Genomic DNA, 16,075 nt, shown 5'->3' with positions numbered 1-16,075 from the left:
CTAAACTGGCGCCGCCTCGGTGCTCGCGCGTCATACGCGCGGTTAAACGGGAAGCAGGGCGCGGGCTCCGCCACGAGGTCGCCAACCTGCGCTGCCCCCGCAACGGTAAGCGGCCGCGTGTTCGAACGCAGGCCGGCTCGGGCGCATCCGCATGCATGCTTCGCACGCGGGTGCGGGCCACTGCGCGAATCGCGCGGGAAGGCGAGCCGGTACGCCGCCAGCCCGGATACCGGCCGAGGCGGGAAGCCCGTGCGGGCTTCGTGACGCGCGGCCTGCGGGGAAGCGGGGCGCGCAGTGCTTCACGGAAATTTCTTCGATGCTGACCCCAATCGTCCGCGCGGCGCTCGGCGCGCTCTGCGGATTGCCGCTTGCCGCCGTTGCGCAGACCGCGGCGCAATCCGATTCCGCCACTTCCGCGCGCGCGGCGACACCTGGTGCGTCCGCCGTGCAGACGGTCGACGCGCCGCCGCTCGAACCGGTCGTCGTCACCGCGCAGCGCGCGCCGCAGGCGCTGGCCGACGCGATTCCGCAAACCACCGTGTTCGACGCGCAGGACATCGCCGCGCATCCGGGCGCCGATCTGGCGACGCTGCTCGCGTTCGCGCCCGGCGCGCAGATCGTGCGCAACGGCGGCCCCGGCGCGAATACGACGATGTTCTTGCGCGGTGCGCAGTCGACGCAATCGCTCGTGCTGATCGACGGCGTGCGCGTCGACTCCGCGAGCCTCGGCACCGCGCAGCTGAGCCAGTTGCCGCTGGACCAGATCGAGCGTGTCGAGGTCGTGAACGGCAACGTGTCGTCGCTGTACGGCTCGGGTGCGATCGGCGGCGTCGTGCAGGTGTTCACGAAAGACGGCGGCAACCATCCGCCGCGCTTCAATTTCTCGGTCGGCATCGGCAGCTACGGCACGCAGACGCAGCAGGCCGGCGTGTCGGGCAGGCTCGACGGCGACGGCAACACGACGTTCAGCGTGTCGATCGCGCGCGAGAAGGACAACGGTTTTTCCGCGCTCGATCCGGCACGCAAGCCGAACGCGAACCCGAATGCGAACGGCTATCTGAACGAGAGCATCACGGCCGCGCTGCGTCATCGCTTCAACGATCGCTGGGATGCGGGCGTCAGCTATTTCCAGTCGAACGGCAACAACAGCTACGACAACGCATGGGGCGCGCCGACCGACGTGAACAATCTCTATTCGCGCGTGCAGCAGGTGCGTGCGTTCGCGAACGGCAAGCTGACCGACTGGTGGACCTCGCACGTGAGCGTCGCGACCGGCAACGATCGCAGCCAGTCGGCGTTGAACGGCGTCTATACGGACCACTTCAACACCGACAACCGTCAGTACACGTGGCAGAACGATTTCCGCATCGCGCCGGACCATCGCGTGCAGGCCGGCTACGAACGGCTCGATCAGCAGTTCATGTCGAACGTGTATTCGGCGCCGCAGCGCCACGTGAATTCGGGCTGGCTCCGCTATGCGGGGCGCGTCGGCCGCCAGCAGTTCCAGGCGAGCGTGCGGCGCGACCAGTACTCGGATTTCGGCGGCGCCAACTCGTACTATGTCGGCTACGGTATCGACCTGACCGATCGCTGGAAGGTGACCGCGAGCTATTCCGACGCGTTTCGCGCGCCGACCTTCAACGATCTCTATTACCCGATGGCCGGCAATCCGTCGATCCTGCCCGAGCGCAGCCATTCGGTCGAAGCCGCGCTGCAATATGCGTCGGATGCCGTCGGCGTCGTGCGCGTGACCGCGTTCCAGACGCGCTACTCGAACCTGATCGACTATCGGCCCGACGCGCGCAGCTTCTACTATATTGCGCAGAACGTCGGCCGCGCGAAGGTGCAGGGGCTCGAAGGATCGTGGCAGGGGCACGTCGGCGCGACGGACGTGCGCGTCGCCGCGACGCTGCAGAATCCGATCGACGAAACGCAGAATCGGGATCTCGACCGCCGTGCGCGCCGTTTCGCGTCGATGGCCGTGAGCCGGCCGTTCGGCGGCTGGCGCGTCGGCGGCGAATGGCTCGTGAGCGGCGCGCGGACCGATGCGGGCGGCGAGCGGCTCGGCGGCTACGGAATCGTCAATCTGTCCGCACGCTACGACATCACGAAGTCGTGGTACGTCAGCGCGCGCATCGACAACCTGTTCGACAAGGACTACGAGCTTGCGTATGCCTACAACACGCCGAAGCGCGGCGCCTATGTCACGCTCGGCTGGCAACAGCGGTAAGCGGGCGTGCCGCGCAGCGTGCACGACATCGTGCGCGGCATGAGCGCCGCACGTGCCGCGGCGATCTGGGCCGCGCTCGCGGCTGCGGTCGCGCTGCTGTTCGCCGCATCGCTGTCGATCGGCAGCGTGCCGATGTCGCCGTGGCACGCGCTTGCGTCGCTCGTCGCGCACGGCGGCGACGCACTGTCGGCCGACATCGTCCGTACGCTGCGGCTGCCGCGCGCAGTCGCGGGCTTCGCATGCGGTGCGCTGCTCGCGCTCGCGGGCGCGTTGCTGCAGGTGCTGCTGCGCAATCCGCTCGCGGAGCCGTACGTGCTCGGCGTGTCGGGCGGCGCGGCCGGCTTCGCGCTCGTCGCGATGATCGCGGGCGGCGCATGGTGGCTCGTCGACGTGTCGGCGTTCGGCGGCGCGCTCGTGTCGGTCGCGCTGGTGCTCGGCCTCGCGCGCCGCGAGCTGTGGCGCGGCGAGCCGCGCGATGCGTCGCCGCGGCTGCTGCTCACGGGCGTCGTGATCGCGGCCGGGTGGGGCGCGCTGGTCACGCTGCTGCTGTCGCTCGCACCCGACGCGCGGCTGCGCGGCATCATCTTCTGGCTGACCGGCGATCTGAACGGCGTGACCGCGCCGTGGTTCGCGTGTGCGGCGCTGCTGCTGTGCGCGTGCGTCGCGCTGCCGGCCGCGCCGCAACTGAACGTGCTGCTGCGCGGCGACGCCACCGCGCTCGCGCTCGGCGTGCCGGTCGCGCGGCTGCGCGTGCGGATCTATCTCGTCGCGTCGCTGGCCGCCGCGGCCGCCGTGACGACGGCCGGCACGATCGGCTTCGTCGGCCTCGTCGTGCCGCACGCGTTGCGGCTCGCGTTCGGCAACGATCAGCGCATGCTGCTGCCCGCCGCGATGCTCGCGGGCGGCGGCGGCGTGATGGCGGCCGACCTGCTCGCGCGTACCGCGATCGCGCCCGCGCAACTGCCAGTCGGCGTGATGACCGCGCTGATCGGCGTCCCGGTGTTCCTGTGGATGCTGCTCCGAAGGCCGATGCGATGACGGATGCCGATCTGCACGCCGACATGCGGTACGCGGCAGTCGACCTGACGCTGAAGGCCGGCGCACGCACGCTGCTCGACGGTTTCACGCAAGCGTTCCGGCCCGGCGAGATCTGGTGCGTCGCCGGCCCGAACGGCGCAGGCAAGACGACGCTGCTCGCGACGCTCGCGGGGCTGCTGCCGCCGGCCGCGGGCCGCATCGAGATCGACGGCCGGCCGCTCGCCGCATGGCCGCACGCGCAGCTCGCACAGCGCCGCGCGCTGATGCCGCAGCAACTGCACGACGCGTTCAGTGCGACGGTATTCGACACCGTGCTGCTCAACCGTTTTCCGTATCTGGCCGGCTGGGGCTGGGAGCGCGACGGCGATCGCGCCGCCGCGCGCGCCGCACTCGCGACGTTCGACCTGACCGGGCTGGCGACGCGCGACGTGCTGTCGCTGTCCGGCGGCGAACGGCAGCGCGTCGCACTCGCGGCGACGCTGTGCCAGGACGCGCCGCTGCTGCTGCTCGACGAGCCGCTCGCGCATCTCGACCTGCATCACCAGATCGGCTGCCTGAACGCGCTGTCCGCGTGGCTCGATGCGGGCCCGCGCACCGTGCTGTTCTCGTGCCACGACCTGAACCTCGCGCGGCGCTTTGCGACGCACGCGCTGCTGCTCGACGGCCGCGGCCGCGCATGGGCCGGCCGCGTGCACGACGTGCTGACGCCCGAGCGCGCGAGCAGCGCGTTCGGCTATCCGCTCGTGCTGATCCGCGAGAACGGCCGCGACGCACTGCTGCCCGCATGGCCGCAGCGGCGATGAACTTCCTTCTTTCGACGGGCGGCGCATGCCGCACTTACGAGGCAACCCTCCGATGACGACCCCGACCGATTTCCCGCCCGCGATCGCGCCGCTCGACGATGCGCTGCGCGCGCGCCTGCAGCACGTGATCGACCACAAGACCAAGCCGCCGGGCAGCCTCGGCCAGCTCGAAGCGCTCGCGCTGCAGATCGGGCTGATCCAGCGCACCGAGCGGCCGAGCGTGCAGCGGCCGGTGACGATCGTGTTCGCCGGCGATCACGGAATCGCGGCCGAGCGCGTGAGTCCGTATCCGCAGTCGGTGACCGCGCAGATGGTCGCGAACTTCCTGGCCGGCGGCGCGGCGATCAACGCGTTCTCGAGCGTCGCGCAGAGCACGCTCGAGATCGTCGATGCCGGTGTCGCGTCGCCGCTGCCGGCGTCCGATCGGCTGATCTCGCTGCCGATCGCGCGCGGTACGCGCAACTTCGCTGTCGAACCGGCGATGACGCGCGACGCCGCCGCTGCCGCGCTCGCGGCCGGCGCGGCGCGCGTGCGTCATCACGCGGCGCTCGGCACCAACGTGATCGGGTTCGGCGAGATGGGGATCGCGAACACGTCGTCGGCCGCGTGCCTGATGAGCCGCCTGCTCGACGTGCCGATCGACGCGTGCGTCGGCCGCGGCACCGGACTCGACGATCAGGGCCTCGCGCACAAGCGCGCGGTGCTCGGCCGCGCACTCGCCGCGCACGCGCACGCGATCGCGCCGATCGATGTGCTCGCAACGTTCGGCGGCTTCGAGATCGCGATGATGGCAGGCGCGTACATCGCAGCCGCGAGCGAGCGGATGACGATCCTCGTCGACGGATTCATCGCGACGTCCGCACTGCTCGTCGCCGAACGCATCGCGCCCGGCGTGCGCGACTACTGCGTGTTTTCGCATGCATCTCACGAAGCGGGGCACCGGCGCATGCTCGAGCATTTCGGCGCGAAGCCGCTGCTCGCGCTCGATCTGCGGCTCGGCGAAGGCACGGGCGCGGCGCTCGCGCTGCCGCTCGTGCGCGCGGCCGCTGCATTCCTCGCCGAGATGGCGAGCTTCGAATCGGCAGGCGTCGACGATCGTGACGCGTGAGCGCGTGCGCGGAATCCGCGCGGAGCTGCGCTACTTCTTCGTCGCACTCGGCTATTTCACGCGCGTGCCGGTGCCGCGCGCGATCGGCTATGCGGCGGGCGACCTCGATCAGGCGGCGCGCTATTTTCCGCTCGTCGGCGCATGGGTCGGCGCGTGGGGCGCGCTCGTCTATCTGGTCGCGTCGCGCGCGCTGCCGGCGTCGATCGCGGTCGGCTTGTCGATGGCCGCGACGCTCGTCGCGACCGGCGCGTTTCACGAGGACGGTCTCGCCGACAGCTGCGATGCGTTCGGCGGCGGCTACACGCGCGACGACGTGCTGCGCATCATGCACGATTCGCGGATCGGCACGTTCGGCGCGGTCGCGCTCGTGATCGCGCTCGGCGTGAAATGGCAGGCGCTCGCGGCGATGCCGCCGCGGCTCGCCGCGTGGACGATGATCGCCGCGCATGCGGCGAGCCGCGCGGGCGCGGTCAGTCTGCTGATGTCGCTCGACTACGTCCGGCCGGAAGGCAAGGCGAAGCCGGTCGCGCAGCGGATGGGCGCGCGCGCCGCATGCGTCGCCGCGGCGTTCGGGCTGCCGTGGCTGTTCTGGCCGGACTGGCGCGCAGGCGTTGCCGCATGCGTCGCGCTCGTGCTCGTGCGCGCGTGGGCGGCGCGCTATTTCGTGAAGCGGATCGGCGGCTATACGGGCGACTGTCTCGGCTTCGCGCAGCAGCTCGGCGAAATCGCGATCTATCTCGTGGCGCTCGGATGGATATCGTCCTGATCCGCCATCCGGCCGTCGCCGTCGAGCCCGGCGTCTGCTACGGCAGCAGCGACGTGCCGCTCGCCGCGCCGGTCGACGCGTCGGTGCAGGCGGTTCGAACGCATATCGCCGAACTCGGCGCACCGCTGCCGGCGTTGTTGTGGACGAGCCCGCTCACGCGCTGCGCGGCGATCGCCGAACGGCTCGCGCAAGCGTTCGACGTACCGCTGCAGCGCAATGTGGATTGGCAGGAAATGGATTTCGGCACGTGGGAGATGCGTCGCTGGGACGATATCGGCCGCGCGGCGCTCGATGCGTGGGCCGCCGATCTGATGAACGCGCGTGCGCACGGCGGCGAAAGCGTCGCGTGTTTTGCCGCGCGCGTCGCGCGGATGGTCGACGCGGTCGCGCAGGTCGGTGCGCCGCAATGGGCGCTGACGCATGCCGGCACGATTCGCGCGTTCGCGTCGTGTGCGTTGCAGGTGCCGCTCGATACGCTGCTGTCGCGGCCGGTGCCGCCGGGCGGCGCCGTGTGGCTGCGTTCGCGCGGCGGCGCGGGGCGTGCGTGGGACGTCGTGCACTGGGACGACTAGCCGCCGACATCGCGTGCCCGCATGTCGGCACCGTTCGCGCGGCACGCGGCTATCGCGCAGGCCGCCGCGCACGCGCGGTGTCGAGATCCTCGCACAGCTCGGCCGCGCCCTGCGCGATGCGCGGCGACGGCCGCGTCAGCAGATCGCCATCGATCGCGAACAGGTTGTTGCGCGCGACGGCCGTCAGCGCAGGCCACGCACGCCAGCGCGCGAGGCTCGGCAGCGGCTCGTCCGAACGCGTCGCACCGGCGCTCGTCGTCACGATCGCTTCCGGATCGGCGGCGAGCACGGCCTCGTCGGTGACGGCCGGTGCGAGCGGCTTCAGCGACGCGAACACGTTGCGGCCGCCGCACAGCGCAATTACATCGTTGATCAGATGCGCACCGTTGAGCGTCGTCAGCGGTCGATCCCACACCTGGAAGAACAGCGTGACCGGCGCGCGGGCCGCATAGCGCGCACGCAGCGCCGCGATGTCGCGCGAGAACGCGGCAGCCGCCGCATCGGCGGCGGGCTGCGTGCCGAGCAGCGTGCCGAGCCGGCGCAGCGACGACGACACGTCGTCGAGATGCTTCGGCTCGCTGAAGAACAGCGGGATGTGCAGCGCGCGCAGCGCGTCGGTCTGCCGCTCGGCATTGCCGTGCCGCCACACGACGATCAGGTCCGGTTTCAGCGCGGCGATTCGTTCGAGATCGACCGCCTTGTTGTCGCCGACGCGCGGCACCGCGCGCGCGGCCGGCGGATAGTCGCTGTACGCGACGGTGCCGACGAGCTTTGCGCCGCCGCCTGCCGCGTAGACGAGCTCGGTCGCGTGCGGCGCGAGACTGATCACGCGGCGGGCCGGGGCCGGCAGCGTGACGGTGTGGCCCGCGTCGTCGAGCGCGGTGACGTCCGCGTGGACGAGCGGGGCGTACGCGAGCGTGACCGCCATCGCGATCGACCGCCGGCGCGACAGGACGCGTGCGCTCATGCCGGCTCCCGCTGCAGCGTCGGCACGCATTGCGCGAGCGCATCGGCGACGCGTCGCCACTCGGCTTCGTTGCCCGGCAGGCCGACGCGAAGGCTCGACGGTCGTGCGAAGTACCGCGTCCAGATGCCGCGTGTCGCGAGCGCCGCGTGCAACGCGGCGGCGCGCGGATCGTCGGTCCAGCTGAACAGCGGCGTCGCGCGAACCGCGAAGCCGTGCATGCGCAGCAGCGCGGCGAGCCGTTCACCGTCGGCCGCGAGCCGTTCGCGCGTGGCGGCCTGCCATGCGCGGTCCGCGAACGCGGCAGCGACGGCGTGCCGCGCCGGTCCGCCGACCGTCCATGCGCCGAGCAGGTCGCGCAGCGCGGCGATCCGTTCCGGACACGCGAGCACGAAGCCGGCGCGAATGCCGGCGAGCCCGAAGAACTTGCCGACCGAGCGCAGCACGACGAGCCCCGCGCGCTGAACGTGCGGAGCGAGCGACGGCACGGCGCCGGTGTCGGCGAACGCCTCGTCGACGATCAGCGTGCCGCCGCGTGCCGACAGCTGCGCATGCCAGCCGAGCAGACGCTCGGTGGGCACACGATCGGCGGTCGGATTGTTCGGGTTCCCGACGATCACGTGGCGCAGCGTCGCGGGCAGCGTGTCGGCGTGGATGTCGAGCGGTACGACGCGATGGCCGTGACGCGTGAACGCGGGCGCGTATTCGCCGTATGCGAGCGTCGCGACGCCCGCGTCGCCGGCCGGCAGCAGCGCCGGCAATGCGCGGATCGCGGCCTGACTGCCGGCCACCGGCAGCACGTGCGCGGCGTCGGGCGCCGCGTAGTAGCCGGCCGCGCACGCGGCGAGACCGTCGTCGTCGTCGGGCAGCCGGCGCCACGCATCGGCCGGGACCGGCGGGACCGGATAGCCGACCGGATTGATGCCGGTCGACAGGTCGAGCCACGCGTCGTACGGAATGCCGTGGCGACGCGCGGCTTCGTGCAGGTTGCCGCCGTGCGGTATGCGTGCGTCAGACATGATGGGTAGCGAGAGCGAGTGCGCCGCTCGCGACGAGCAGCGCGAGCCATAGCGCGAGCGTGCGCATGACGAGCGACAGCGCGGCGACCACGTGCGCGGCGCTCGCGACGGCGCCGGTGCCGAGCGCGGGCCGATCCTCGAGTGTGCCGTGATAGACGGCCGGACCGCCGAGCTGCACGTTCAGGCTGCCCGCGCCGGCCGCCATCACCGGGCCGGCGTTCGGGCTGTCCCAGTGGCGCGCCTGCGTGCGCCAGCAGCGCCATGCCGATGCCGTATCGCCGAGCAGCGCGTAGCTTGCGGCGGTGACGCGCGCGGGAATCCAGTTCAGCGCGTCGTCGATGCGTGCCGCGGCCCAGCCGAAGGTCAGGAAGCGCGGCGTGCGATAGCCCCACATCGCGTCGAGCGTGTTCGCGAGCCGAAACAGCAGCGCGCCGGGGCCGCCGGCGACGACGAACCAGAACAGCGTGCCGAAGATCGCATCGTTGCCGTTCTCGAGCGCCGATTCGACGGCCGCGCGCGCCAGCGCGCCTTCGTCGGCGTCGCTCGTGTCGCGCGACACGATCCGCGCGGTCAGCGTGCGGGCGGCGCCGAGGTCGCGCCGCAGCAGCGCGGCGGCGATCGGCGCGACATGATCGGCGAGACTCTTCGCGCCGAGCGCGAACCACAGCAGCGCGACGTGCAGCGCAGCCGCGAACGGCCACGGCAGCACGGCTGCCAGCCAGGCGGCGACGGCGACCGGCGGCACGACGGCCGCGACCCACGCGGCGACGCCGATCGCGCGGCCGCGCCGGCCCGTGTTCAGCTTGAGTTCGATACGCGCGGCGAGCCGACCGAACGCGACGAGCGGATGCCAGCCGGCCGGCTCGCCGAGCGCACGATCGACGAGGGCGGCCGCGACCGCGAGCATCGCGACGACGGGCAGCGACAGCATCAGCACGACGGCGCTCCGGATTTGATGTCGAGCGGCAACCCGGCAACGAGCAGCGTCACGCGCGTGGCGAGCGCCGCGATGCGCTGGTTCAGGCGCCCGAGCTCGTCGACGTAGCGGCGTGTGACCGACCCGAGCGGCACGACGCCCAGGCCGATCTCGTTGCTCACGACGATGACCTTCGCGCGCGCGCCGCGCAGCGCATGGTCGAGCCGGTCGACCTGCACCGCGTACTGCGCGTCGTCGAGCGGTTCGCCGTCGGCCGGGCACAGCAGGTTCGTCAGCCACAGCGTCAGGCAGTCGACCAGCACGCATGCGCGCGGATCGTCGAGCCGCGCGAGCGTGCCGGCGAGATCGACCGGCGCGTCGGCAAAGCCCCAGTCGGCCGGCCGGCGCGCGCGATGGTGCGCGATGCGCTGCGCGAATTCGGCGTCGGCGGCGGTCGCGGTTGCGATGTAGGTGACGGGGCGGCCGCTGTCGGCGGCGAGCCGCTCGGCGTACGCGCTCTTGCCCGAGCGCGCGCCGCCGAGGACGAAGGTGAGGTCGTGCGGAATCATCGCGTGATTGTAACGGCGCGCGCGCGGCGACGCGGGCGATAATGCGGCCTTCGCTTCGCCATCTCCTTCCTACGATGAATGCCTTCGAACCGCGGCCGCGCGGCACGCTGATGATCCAGGGCACGACGTCCGACGCGGGCAAGAGCACGCTCGTCGCCGGCCTGTGCCGCCTCGCGCGCCGCGCCGGTGCGCGCGTCGCGCCGTTCAAGCCGCAGAACATGGCGCTGAACAGCGCGGTGACGGCCGACGGCGGCGAGATCGGACGCGCGCAGGCGTTGCAGGCGCTCGCCGCGGGCGTCGAACCGCACACCGATTTCAATCCGGTGCTGCTGAAGCCCACCAGCGATCGCGGCGCGCAGGTGATCATCCACGGCAAGGCGCGCGCGAACCTGAATGCGCGCGCGTATCACGACTACAAGCCGGTCGCGTTCGACGCGGTGCTCGAATCGTATGCGCGGTTGCGCGCCGGCTACGACACGGTGATCGTCGAAGGCGCGGGCAGCCCGGCCGAGATCAATCTGCGCGCCGGCGACATCGCGAACATGGGTTTCGCCGAGCGCGTCGACTGCCCGGTCGTGCTCGTTGCCGACATCGACCGCGGCGGCGTGTTCGCGCATCTGGTCGGCACGCTCGCGTGCCTGTCCGACAGCGAGCGTGCACGCGTGCGCGGCTTCGTGATCAACCGCTTTCGCGGCGATTTCAGGTTGCTCGAGCCGGGGCTCGACTGGCTGCGCGCGCAGACGGGCAAGCCGGTGTTCGGCGTGCTGCCGTATCTGCACGGGCTGACGCTCGACGCCGAGGACATGCTGCCCGCGCATGCGCGCAGCGCGGCGACACGCGCGGACGGCGGCGTGCTGCGCGTCGTCGTGCCCGCGCTGCCGCGGATCAGCAACCATACCGACTTCGATCCGCTGCGCGCGCATCCGCAGGTCGAATTCACGTACTGGAAGAGCGGACCGGTGCCGCCCGCCGACCTGCTGATCCTGCCCGGCTCGAAGAGCGTGCAGCGCGATCTCGCGTGGCTGCGCGACGCGGGCTGGGACGCCGTGATCCGTCGCCATCTGCGCTACGGCGGCAAGCTGATCGGCATCTGCGGCGGGATGCAGATGCTCGGCCGCACGCTCGACGATCCGCTCGGCCTCGAAGGCGCGCCGGGCAGCGTGCCGGGGCTCGCGCTGCTCGACTACGACACGACGCTGCTGCCGGACAAGACGCTGAAGAACGTCGCCGGCCGCCTCGCGCTGCCGGGCGCTGCCGCGGTGCGCGGCTACGAAATCCACATGGGCGACACGCGCGGGCCGGCGCTCGCGGTGCCCGCGCTGGAGCTGGCGGCCGACGATCCGCACGGCTGTGCGCGGCCGGACGGCGCGCTGTCGGCAGACGGGCAGATTCTCGCGACCTATGTGCACGGACTGTTCGACACGCCGGACGCGTGCGCGGCGCTGCTCGCATGGGCGGGACTCGACGGCGCGGAGCGCATCGACTATCCGGCGCTGCGCGACGCGTCGCTGGAGCGGCTTGCCGATACGTTCGCCGAGCATCTGGACCTGGATGCGCTCTATGCCGAATTCCGTTGATGCGTGAGCGGGCGCTCGCTTCTTCCACGCATTCGCGTACAACGCTGGCGGGCGAAGGTCGGCCCGAAGGCGTGCGGCGATGAAGCTCGAACGGCGGCCCGGCATGCTATTCGGCGCGTCGGCCTATGCGCACGCACGCGACTCGTACGGTTCGGGCGGCAACCCGCGCGCATCCGGCGACGTCGCGCAACGCCAGCCCGGCTGCTGACGACCGCATCGGCGCATGGCCGGTCATGCCCTTTTTGCACGCGGATTCGTTCCGGTCGAGAATCAGTCAAAGCCGGAATGCGCGTTTATCGGCCGATTCGAATCGAATAGAGTGCGATCCATCTCATCTACTGACGAAGGAATCCGCATGAACTCCGACCGCCTGAACGATTTCGCCGCGACGCTGCTGCGCGTCGCGCTCGGCGTGCTGTATCTCGCGCACGTCGCGCAGAAGGTGTTCGTCTTCACGCTGCCCGGCACCGCGCAGTTCTTTGCATCGATCGGCCTGCCGGGCTGGCTCGCGTACCTGACCACGTTCGTCGAGCTGGCAGGCGGCATCGCGCTGCTCGCCGGTTTCCGCGTGCGGATCGCCGCGCTGGTGCTGCTGCCGTTCATGCTCGGCGCGACCGCCGCGCATCTGCCGAACGGCTGGAGCTTCGGGTCGCCGCACGGCGGCTGGGAATACCCGGCGTTCTGGGCCGTCACGCTCGCGGTGCAGGCGCTGCTGGGCGGCGGCGCGTTCGTGTTCGGCGCGCAATCGGCGGCCGTCCGCCGCGCGTAACCGGCACGCCGCCGACACGAACCGTTTCGGGGATGTCGGTTTTGCCGATATCATCGCTCCCTGTATCCGCATAATCGAGCGGCGTCGGCCATGCGGCCCGCGCCGCGCGGCTTTCTCGGGGGAATTCATGACGGTCATCGTGGTGGCGAATCCGAAGGGCGGCGTCGGCAAGAGCACGCTGTCCACCAATCTTGCCGGCTATTTCGCGGCGCAGGGCGCGTGGGTCGCGCTCGCCGATCTGGACCGGCAGCAGTCCGCGCATGCATGGCTCGAGCTGCGTCCGGCCGGCCTGCCGGCGATCGAGGCGTGGAATCTCGATCCAGACGCGCCGTCGAAGCCGCCGCGCGGCCTCGAATACGCGGTGATCGACACGCCGGCCGGGCTGCACGGCACGCGGCTCAACGTCGCGCTGCAACTGGCCGACAAGGTGATCGTGCCGCTGCAGCCGTCGATGTTCGATATTCTCGCGACGCAGCAGTTTCTTGAGCGCCTCGCGACCGAGAAGGCCGTACGCAAGGGCAGCGTCGAGGTCGGGATCGTCGGGATGCGCGTGGACGCGCGCACGCGCTCGTCCGAGCAGCTGCACCGGTTCGTCGAAGGGCTCGGCCTGCCGGTGCTCGGCTACCTGCGCGACACGCAGAACTACGTGCAGATCGCCGCGCACGGGCTGACGCTGTGGGACGTCGCGAAGAGCCGCGTCGACAAGGATTTCGAGCAGTGGCAGCCGATCGTCGAATGGGCCGAGCGCAGCGCGCCGAAAGCGCAGAAGCCGGCCAGGGCGTCCTGAGCGCGCGCCGCGCGCGGTAAAAAGCAGAAAGGGCAGGATCCCGGCGTATCCGGGATCCTGCCCTTTGTTCGTATGCGGCGACGCGGGCCGCGGGCCTGCCGCGACCGGCCGCCGCCGACCGCGTCAGGTCCAGGTCTGCGTCGGCACGTGATCGCGATGTCCGTTGATCTTGTTGCCTTCGCCGATGAACACGAGCTTCGGCTTCCAGCCGGCCTGCAGTTCGGCTTCGTCGACCATCGCGAACGCGGCGATGATCACCAGATCGCCGAGCTGCGCGCGGCGCGCGGCCGAGCCGTTCAGCGAGATCATCCCGCTGCCGCGCTCGCCCTTGATCGCGTACGTCGAGAAGCGTTCGCCGTTGTTGATGTTCCAGATGTCGATCCGCTCGTTTTCGACGATGTTCGCGGCTTCGAGCAGATCTTCGTCGATCGCGCACGAGCCTTCGTAATGCAGCTCGCAGTGCGTGACGGCCGCGCGGTGGATCTTCGATTTGAGCATGTGGCGCTGCATGGTGTCTCCGTGATGCGTGAGGGACGCGGCGGGCGGGCCGCCCGTCAGATTTCCAGGTTGTCGATGAGGCGCGTCGCACCGAGCTTCGCGGCCGCGAGCACGACGAGCGGCTCGCCGGCTTCGAGTTCGGCGGCGCTCGGCGCGATCAGGTTCGCGCGGCGGCGGATCGACACGTAGTCGGGCGCCCAGCCGCGCCCGGCCAGATGCGCGCGCGCCGCCTGCTCGAGCTTGCCGAGATCGCGTTCGCCGCCGAGCACGCTTTCGCGCACGCGCTGCAGCGTCTTCGCGAGCTCGGGCGCTTCCTGGCGCTCGTCCGGCGACAGGTAGCGGTTGCGCGACGACAGCGCGAGGCCGTCGGTATCGCGCACGGTCTCGGCCGCGACGATGTCGACGGGCAGCGCGAGCTGCTGGCACATGCGGCGCACGATCATCAGCTGCTGGTAGTCCTTCTTGCCGAACACCGCGACGCGCGGCTGCACGCACGACATCAGCTTCGCGACGACCGTGCACACGCCCGTGAAGAAGCCCGGCCGAAACTCGCCTTCGAGAATCCCGCCGAGATCGTCGGGCGGCTGCACGCGATATTCCTGCGGCTCCGGATACATGTCGGCCTCGGTCGGCGCGAACAGCACGTAGACGTTTTCCTTCTGCAGCTTCTCGATATCGTCCTGCAGCGTACGCGGGTATTTGTCGAAATCCTCGTTCGGGCCGAATTGCAGCCGGTTGACGAAGATGCTCGCCACGACCGGGTCGCCGTGCTGGCGCGCGAGCCGCATCAGCGACAGGTGTCCTTCGTGCAGGTTGCCCATGGTCGGCACGAACGCCGTGCGGTTCTGGCCGCGCAGCTGGTCGCGCAGTTCCTGGATCGAGCTGATGACTTTCATGATCGGGTAGCGGGTTCCTCGCGCATGCGCGCGTTGACGCCGCGGCAGCGGCGTCGGGTCGAAGCGGGCGCCCGCGCGCGGGGCGCGTCGGGCGTCGGCGGATTGTAGAGGATTTGGCCGGCCGACGCACCGAAAAGGGAACGGTCGTTCACTTTTAAGCGGGCGAGCGGGAAACGGGCGCGGCGATGCGGCGACGCGGGGAATGCTGGAGCGAAATGCGCGGAGCCGAAGGCCCGTCTTAAGCGGGCAGGTACGCGAGGCGCACGTAGATCGGCGCGAACGGCTCGGCCTGCGTGATCTCGACGAGCGATTCGCGCGCGAGCTCGAGCATCGCGATGAAGTTCACGACGACGACCGGCACGCCGCGCGACGTATCGAACAGGTCGGCGAATTCCATGAAACGCGCGTTCTGCAGCCGGCGCAGGATCAGGCTCATGTGTTCGCGCACCGACAGCTCTTCGCGGGAGATCTTGTGATGCTGGACGAGCTTCGCGCGCTTGAGCACGTCGGCCCACGCGGCGCGCAGGTCGTCCGAGCTGACGTCCGGAAAGCGCGGCGTGATGCTCTGCTCGATATAGACCTCGGCGCGCAGGAAGTCGCGGCCGAGCTGCGGCAACTGGTCGAGCCGCTGCGCGGCGAGCTTCATCTGCTCGTACTCGAGCAGGCGGCGCACGAGTTCGGCGCGCGGGTCTTCCGCTTCCTCGCCGGTGTCGGCCTTCTTGACCGGCAGCAGCATCCGCGACTTGATCTCGATCAGCATCGCGGCCATCAGCAGATATTCGGCCGCGAGCTCGAGGTTCGACGTGCGGATCTGGTCGACGTAGCCCAGATATTGCGCGGTGACCTGCGCCATCGGAATGTCGAGCACGTTGAAATTTTGCTTGCGGATCAGGTACAGCAGCAGGTCGAGCGGACCTTCGAACGCTTCGAGGAACACCTCGAGCGCGTCGGGCGGGATGTACAGATCCTGCGGCAGCTTGAACAGCGGCTCGCCGTACAGGCGAGCGAACGCCGCGACGCCGTCGACCGTGTCGGGCGTCGAATCGGCGCCCGCGGGCGCGGCGACCGCGTCGTCCTGGCGGGCGGCGCTGGCCTCGTCGGCGGCGCTCACGTCGTCAGAAGTTCTGGTAGTACACGTACGGCGTTTGCTTCACGCGCGATTCCTGCTGCGCGGCGCGCTCGTCGAGGTCGATCGGCTGCTTGTCCCACAGCAGCGCGCGGCCTTTGCGTTGCTCTTCCTCGAGCGTCGGCTTCTGTTGCTTGAGCTGGTTCAGGAACTGAGTAACGTCGGACTGATACGGCATGGCTTGGCTTTCCGTTTCTGGCGGCGCACGACGCGCCGGGTTCTGCGATGGCGGGATTTTACCGCATCGCGGGGAACAGCCGGCGTCGATTGCGCGTCGAATTCGCCGGCGCACGGCCGCCGCGCGGTGCGCACGGTGCACGCGCGCACGGTGCACGCGCGTACGGCGTTGCGCGCAGGCGTCAGCGCGGCGCCCGCGCGGGCAGCGCCGCGCCCCTGTGGTCAAATACAGGGTTTTCCACGAAAGCACGACAACCGAG

General features: G+C 70.6%; 18 protein-coding genes and 1 riboswitch. Of the genes, 10 read left to right on the top strand and 8 right to left on the bottom strand.

Going from position 1 to position 16,075, the window contains the following annotated elements:
- Positions 1 to 252: riboswitch (cobalamin riboswitch) on the top strand.
- 64 nt (positions 253 to 316) lie between these two features.
- The 6 genes from BUB20358_RS07840 to cobC are packed head-to-tail and all read left to right on the top strand — an operon-like array spanning position 317 to position 6,517.
- Positions 317 to 2,230: a TonB-dependent receptor domain-containing protein gene (locus BUB20358_RS07840; protein WP_035971873.1), complete on the top strand. Its 1,914-nt coding sequence runs from the start codon at positions 317 to 319 to the stop codon at positions 2,228 to 2,230.
- Between the two features lie 39 nt (positions 2,231 to 2,269).
- Positions 2,270 to 3,268, top strand: coding sequence for a FecCD family ABC transporter permease (locus BUB20358_RS07835; RefSeq protein ID WP_035973294.1), 999 nt, complete (start codon positions 2,270 to 2,272; stop codon positions 3,266 to 3,268).
- Positions 3,265 to 4,071: an ABC transporter ATP-binding protein gene (locus BUB20358_RS07830; protein ID WP_035971875.1), complete on the top strand. Its 807-nt coding sequence runs from the start codon at positions 3,265 to 3,267 to the stop codon at positions 4,069 to 4,071. Before BUB20358_RS07835 ends, BUB20358_RS07830 begins: the two co-directional genes overlap by 4 nt.
- Before the next feature lie 52 nt (positions 4,072 to 4,123).
- The gene (gene cobT / locus BUB20358_RS07825) at positions 4,124 to 5,179 is read left to right on the top strand and encodes a nicotinate-nucleotide--dimethylbenzimidazole phosphoribosyltransferase (RefSeq protein WP_035971876.1); all 1,056 of its coding nucleotides are present in this window, start codon (positions 4,124 to 4,126) and stop codon (positions 5,177 to 5,179) included.
- Positions 5,169 to 5,945 carry an adenosylcobinamide-GDP ribazoletransferase gene (locus BUB20358_RS07820; protein WP_035971878.1) on the top strand — a complete coding sequence of 259 codons (777 nt, stop codon included), beginning with the start codon at positions 5,169 to 5,171 and terminating at the stop codon, positions 5,943 to 5,945. The genes cobT and BUB20358_RS07820 overlap by 11 nt, the downstream gene beginning before the upstream one ends.
- Positions 5,930 to 6,517, top strand: coding sequence for an alpha-ribazole phosphatase (gene cobC, locus BUB20358_RS07815; protein WP_035971879.1), 588 nt, complete (start codon positions 5,930 to 5,932; stop codon positions 6,515 to 6,517). The genes BUB20358_RS07820 and cobC overlap by 16 nt, the downstream gene beginning before the upstream one ends.
- A gap of 49 nt (positions 6,518 to 6,566) precedes the next feature.
- Here cobC and BUB20358_RS07810 read toward each other — a convergent pair whose 3' ends face one another.
- From BUB20358_RS07810 to cobU, 4 genes are read right to left on the bottom strand one after another with little or no spacing between them, the layout of a single operon-like run.
- Positions 6,567 to 7,484, bottom strand: coding sequence for a cobalamin-binding protein (locus BUB20358_RS07810; protein WP_035973295.1), 918 nt, complete (start codon positions 7,482 to 7,484; stop codon positions 6,567 to 6,569).
- Positions 7,481 to 8,500: a threonine-phosphate decarboxylase CobD gene (gene cobD / locus BUB20358_RS07805; RefSeq protein WP_006763658.1), complete on the bottom strand. Its 1,020-nt coding sequence runs from the start codon at positions 8,498 to 8,500 to the stop codon at positions 7,481 to 7,483. The genes BUB20358_RS07810 and cobD overlap by 4 nt, the downstream gene beginning before the upstream one ends.
- Positions 8,493 to 9,437 carry an adenosylcobinamide-phosphate synthase CbiB gene (cbiB, locus tag BUB20358_RS07800; RefSeq protein ID WP_035971880.1) on the bottom strand — a complete coding sequence of 315 codons (945 nt, stop codon included), beginning with the start codon at positions 9,435 to 9,437 and terminating at the stop codon, positions 8,493 to 8,495. The genes cobD and cbiB overlap by 8 nt, the downstream gene beginning before the upstream one ends.
- Positions 9,431 to 9,985 (bottom strand): bifunctional adenosylcobinamide kinase/adenosylcobinamide-phosphate guanylyltransferase, encoded by a 555-nt coding sequence (gene cobU, locus BUB20358_RS07795; RefSeq protein WP_035971882.1) that lies wholly within the window; start codon positions 9,983 to 9,985, stop codon positions 9,431 to 9,433. The genes cbiB and cobU overlap by 7 nt, the downstream gene beginning before the upstream one ends.
- A gap of 74 nt (positions 9,986 to 10,059) precedes the next feature.
- On the opposite strand from cobU, the gene BUB20358_RS07790 reads away from it, so the two are divergent.
- The 4 genes from BUB20358_RS07790 to BUB20358_RS07780 all read left to right on the top strand — a co-directional run bounded on the left by BUB20358_RS07790 (position 10,060) and on the right by BUB20358_RS07780 (position 13,118).
- A complete protein-coding gene (locus tag BUB20358_RS07790) occupies positions 10,060 to 11,562 on the top strand; it encodes a cobyric acid synthase (RefSeq protein WP_035971883.1) in 1,503 nt (500 codons plus the stop codon).
- Between the two features lie 79 nt (positions 11,563 to 11,641).
- A complete protein-coding gene (locus BUB20358_RS28555) occupies positions 11,642 to 11,770 on the top strand; it encodes a hypothetical protein (protein WP_258230489.1) in 129 nt (42 codons plus the stop codon).
- A gap of 147 nt (positions 11,771 to 11,917) precedes the next feature.
- Positions 11,918 to 12,331 carry a DoxX family protein gene (locus tag BUB20358_RS07785; RefSeq protein ID WP_035971884.1) on the top strand — a complete coding sequence of 138 codons (414 nt, stop codon included), beginning with the start codon at positions 11,918 to 11,920 and terminating at the stop codon, positions 12,329 to 12,331.
- 127 nt (positions 12,332 to 12,458) lie between these two features.
- Complete coding sequence (locus tag BUB20358_RS07780) at positions 12,459 to 13,118, top strand: ParA family protein (protein ID WP_006763663.1); 660 nt, start codon at positions 12,459 to 12,461, stop codon at positions 13,116 to 13,118.
- Positions 13,119 to 13,241: 123 nt separating this feature from the next.
- Here the strand turns inward: BUB20358_RS07780 and panD are convergent, their stop codons facing one another.
- The 4 genes from panD to BUB20358_RS07760 form a co-directional block, all read right to left on the bottom strand.
- A complete protein-coding gene (gene panD / locus BUB20358_RS07775) occupies positions 13,242 to 13,628 on the bottom strand; it encodes an aspartate 1-decarboxylase (RefSeq protein WP_006763664.1) in 387 nt (128 codons plus the stop codon).
- Between the two features lie 44 nt (positions 13,629 to 13,672).
- The gene (gene panC / locus BUB20358_RS07770; RefSeq protein WP_006763665.1) at positions 13,673 to 14,512 is read right to left on the bottom strand and encodes a pantoate--beta-alanine ligase; all 840 of its coding nucleotides are present in this window, start codon (positions 14,510 to 14,512) and stop codon (positions 13,673 to 13,675) included.
- A gap of 238 nt (positions 14,513 to 14,750) precedes the next feature.
- The gene (locus tag BUB20358_RS07765) at positions 14,751 to 15,623 is read right to left on the bottom strand and encodes a segregation and condensation protein A (protein WP_006763666.1); all 873 of its coding nucleotides are present in this window, start codon (positions 15,621 to 15,623) and stop codon (positions 14,751 to 14,753) included.
- Positions 15,624 to 15,627: 4 nt separating this feature from the next.
- Positions 15,628 to 15,816 carry a DUF3460 family protein gene (locus tag BUB20358_RS07760; protein WP_006763667.1) on the bottom strand — a complete coding sequence of 63 codons (189 nt, stop codon included), beginning with the start codon at positions 15,814 to 15,816 and terminating at the stop codon, positions 15,628 to 15,630.
- Positions 15,817 to 16,075 lie beyond the last annotated feature (259 nt).

It is taken from the genome of Burkholderia dolosa (assembly GCF_902499135.1).
In the GTDB taxonomy this organism is placed as follows: Bacteria; Pseudomonadota; Gammaproteobacteria; order Burkholderiales; family Burkholderiaceae; genus Burkholderia; species Burkholderia dolosa.
The sequence above is the reverse complement of the archived record's forward strand: the minus strand, read 5'-3'. Positions and strand labels throughout refer to the sequence as shown.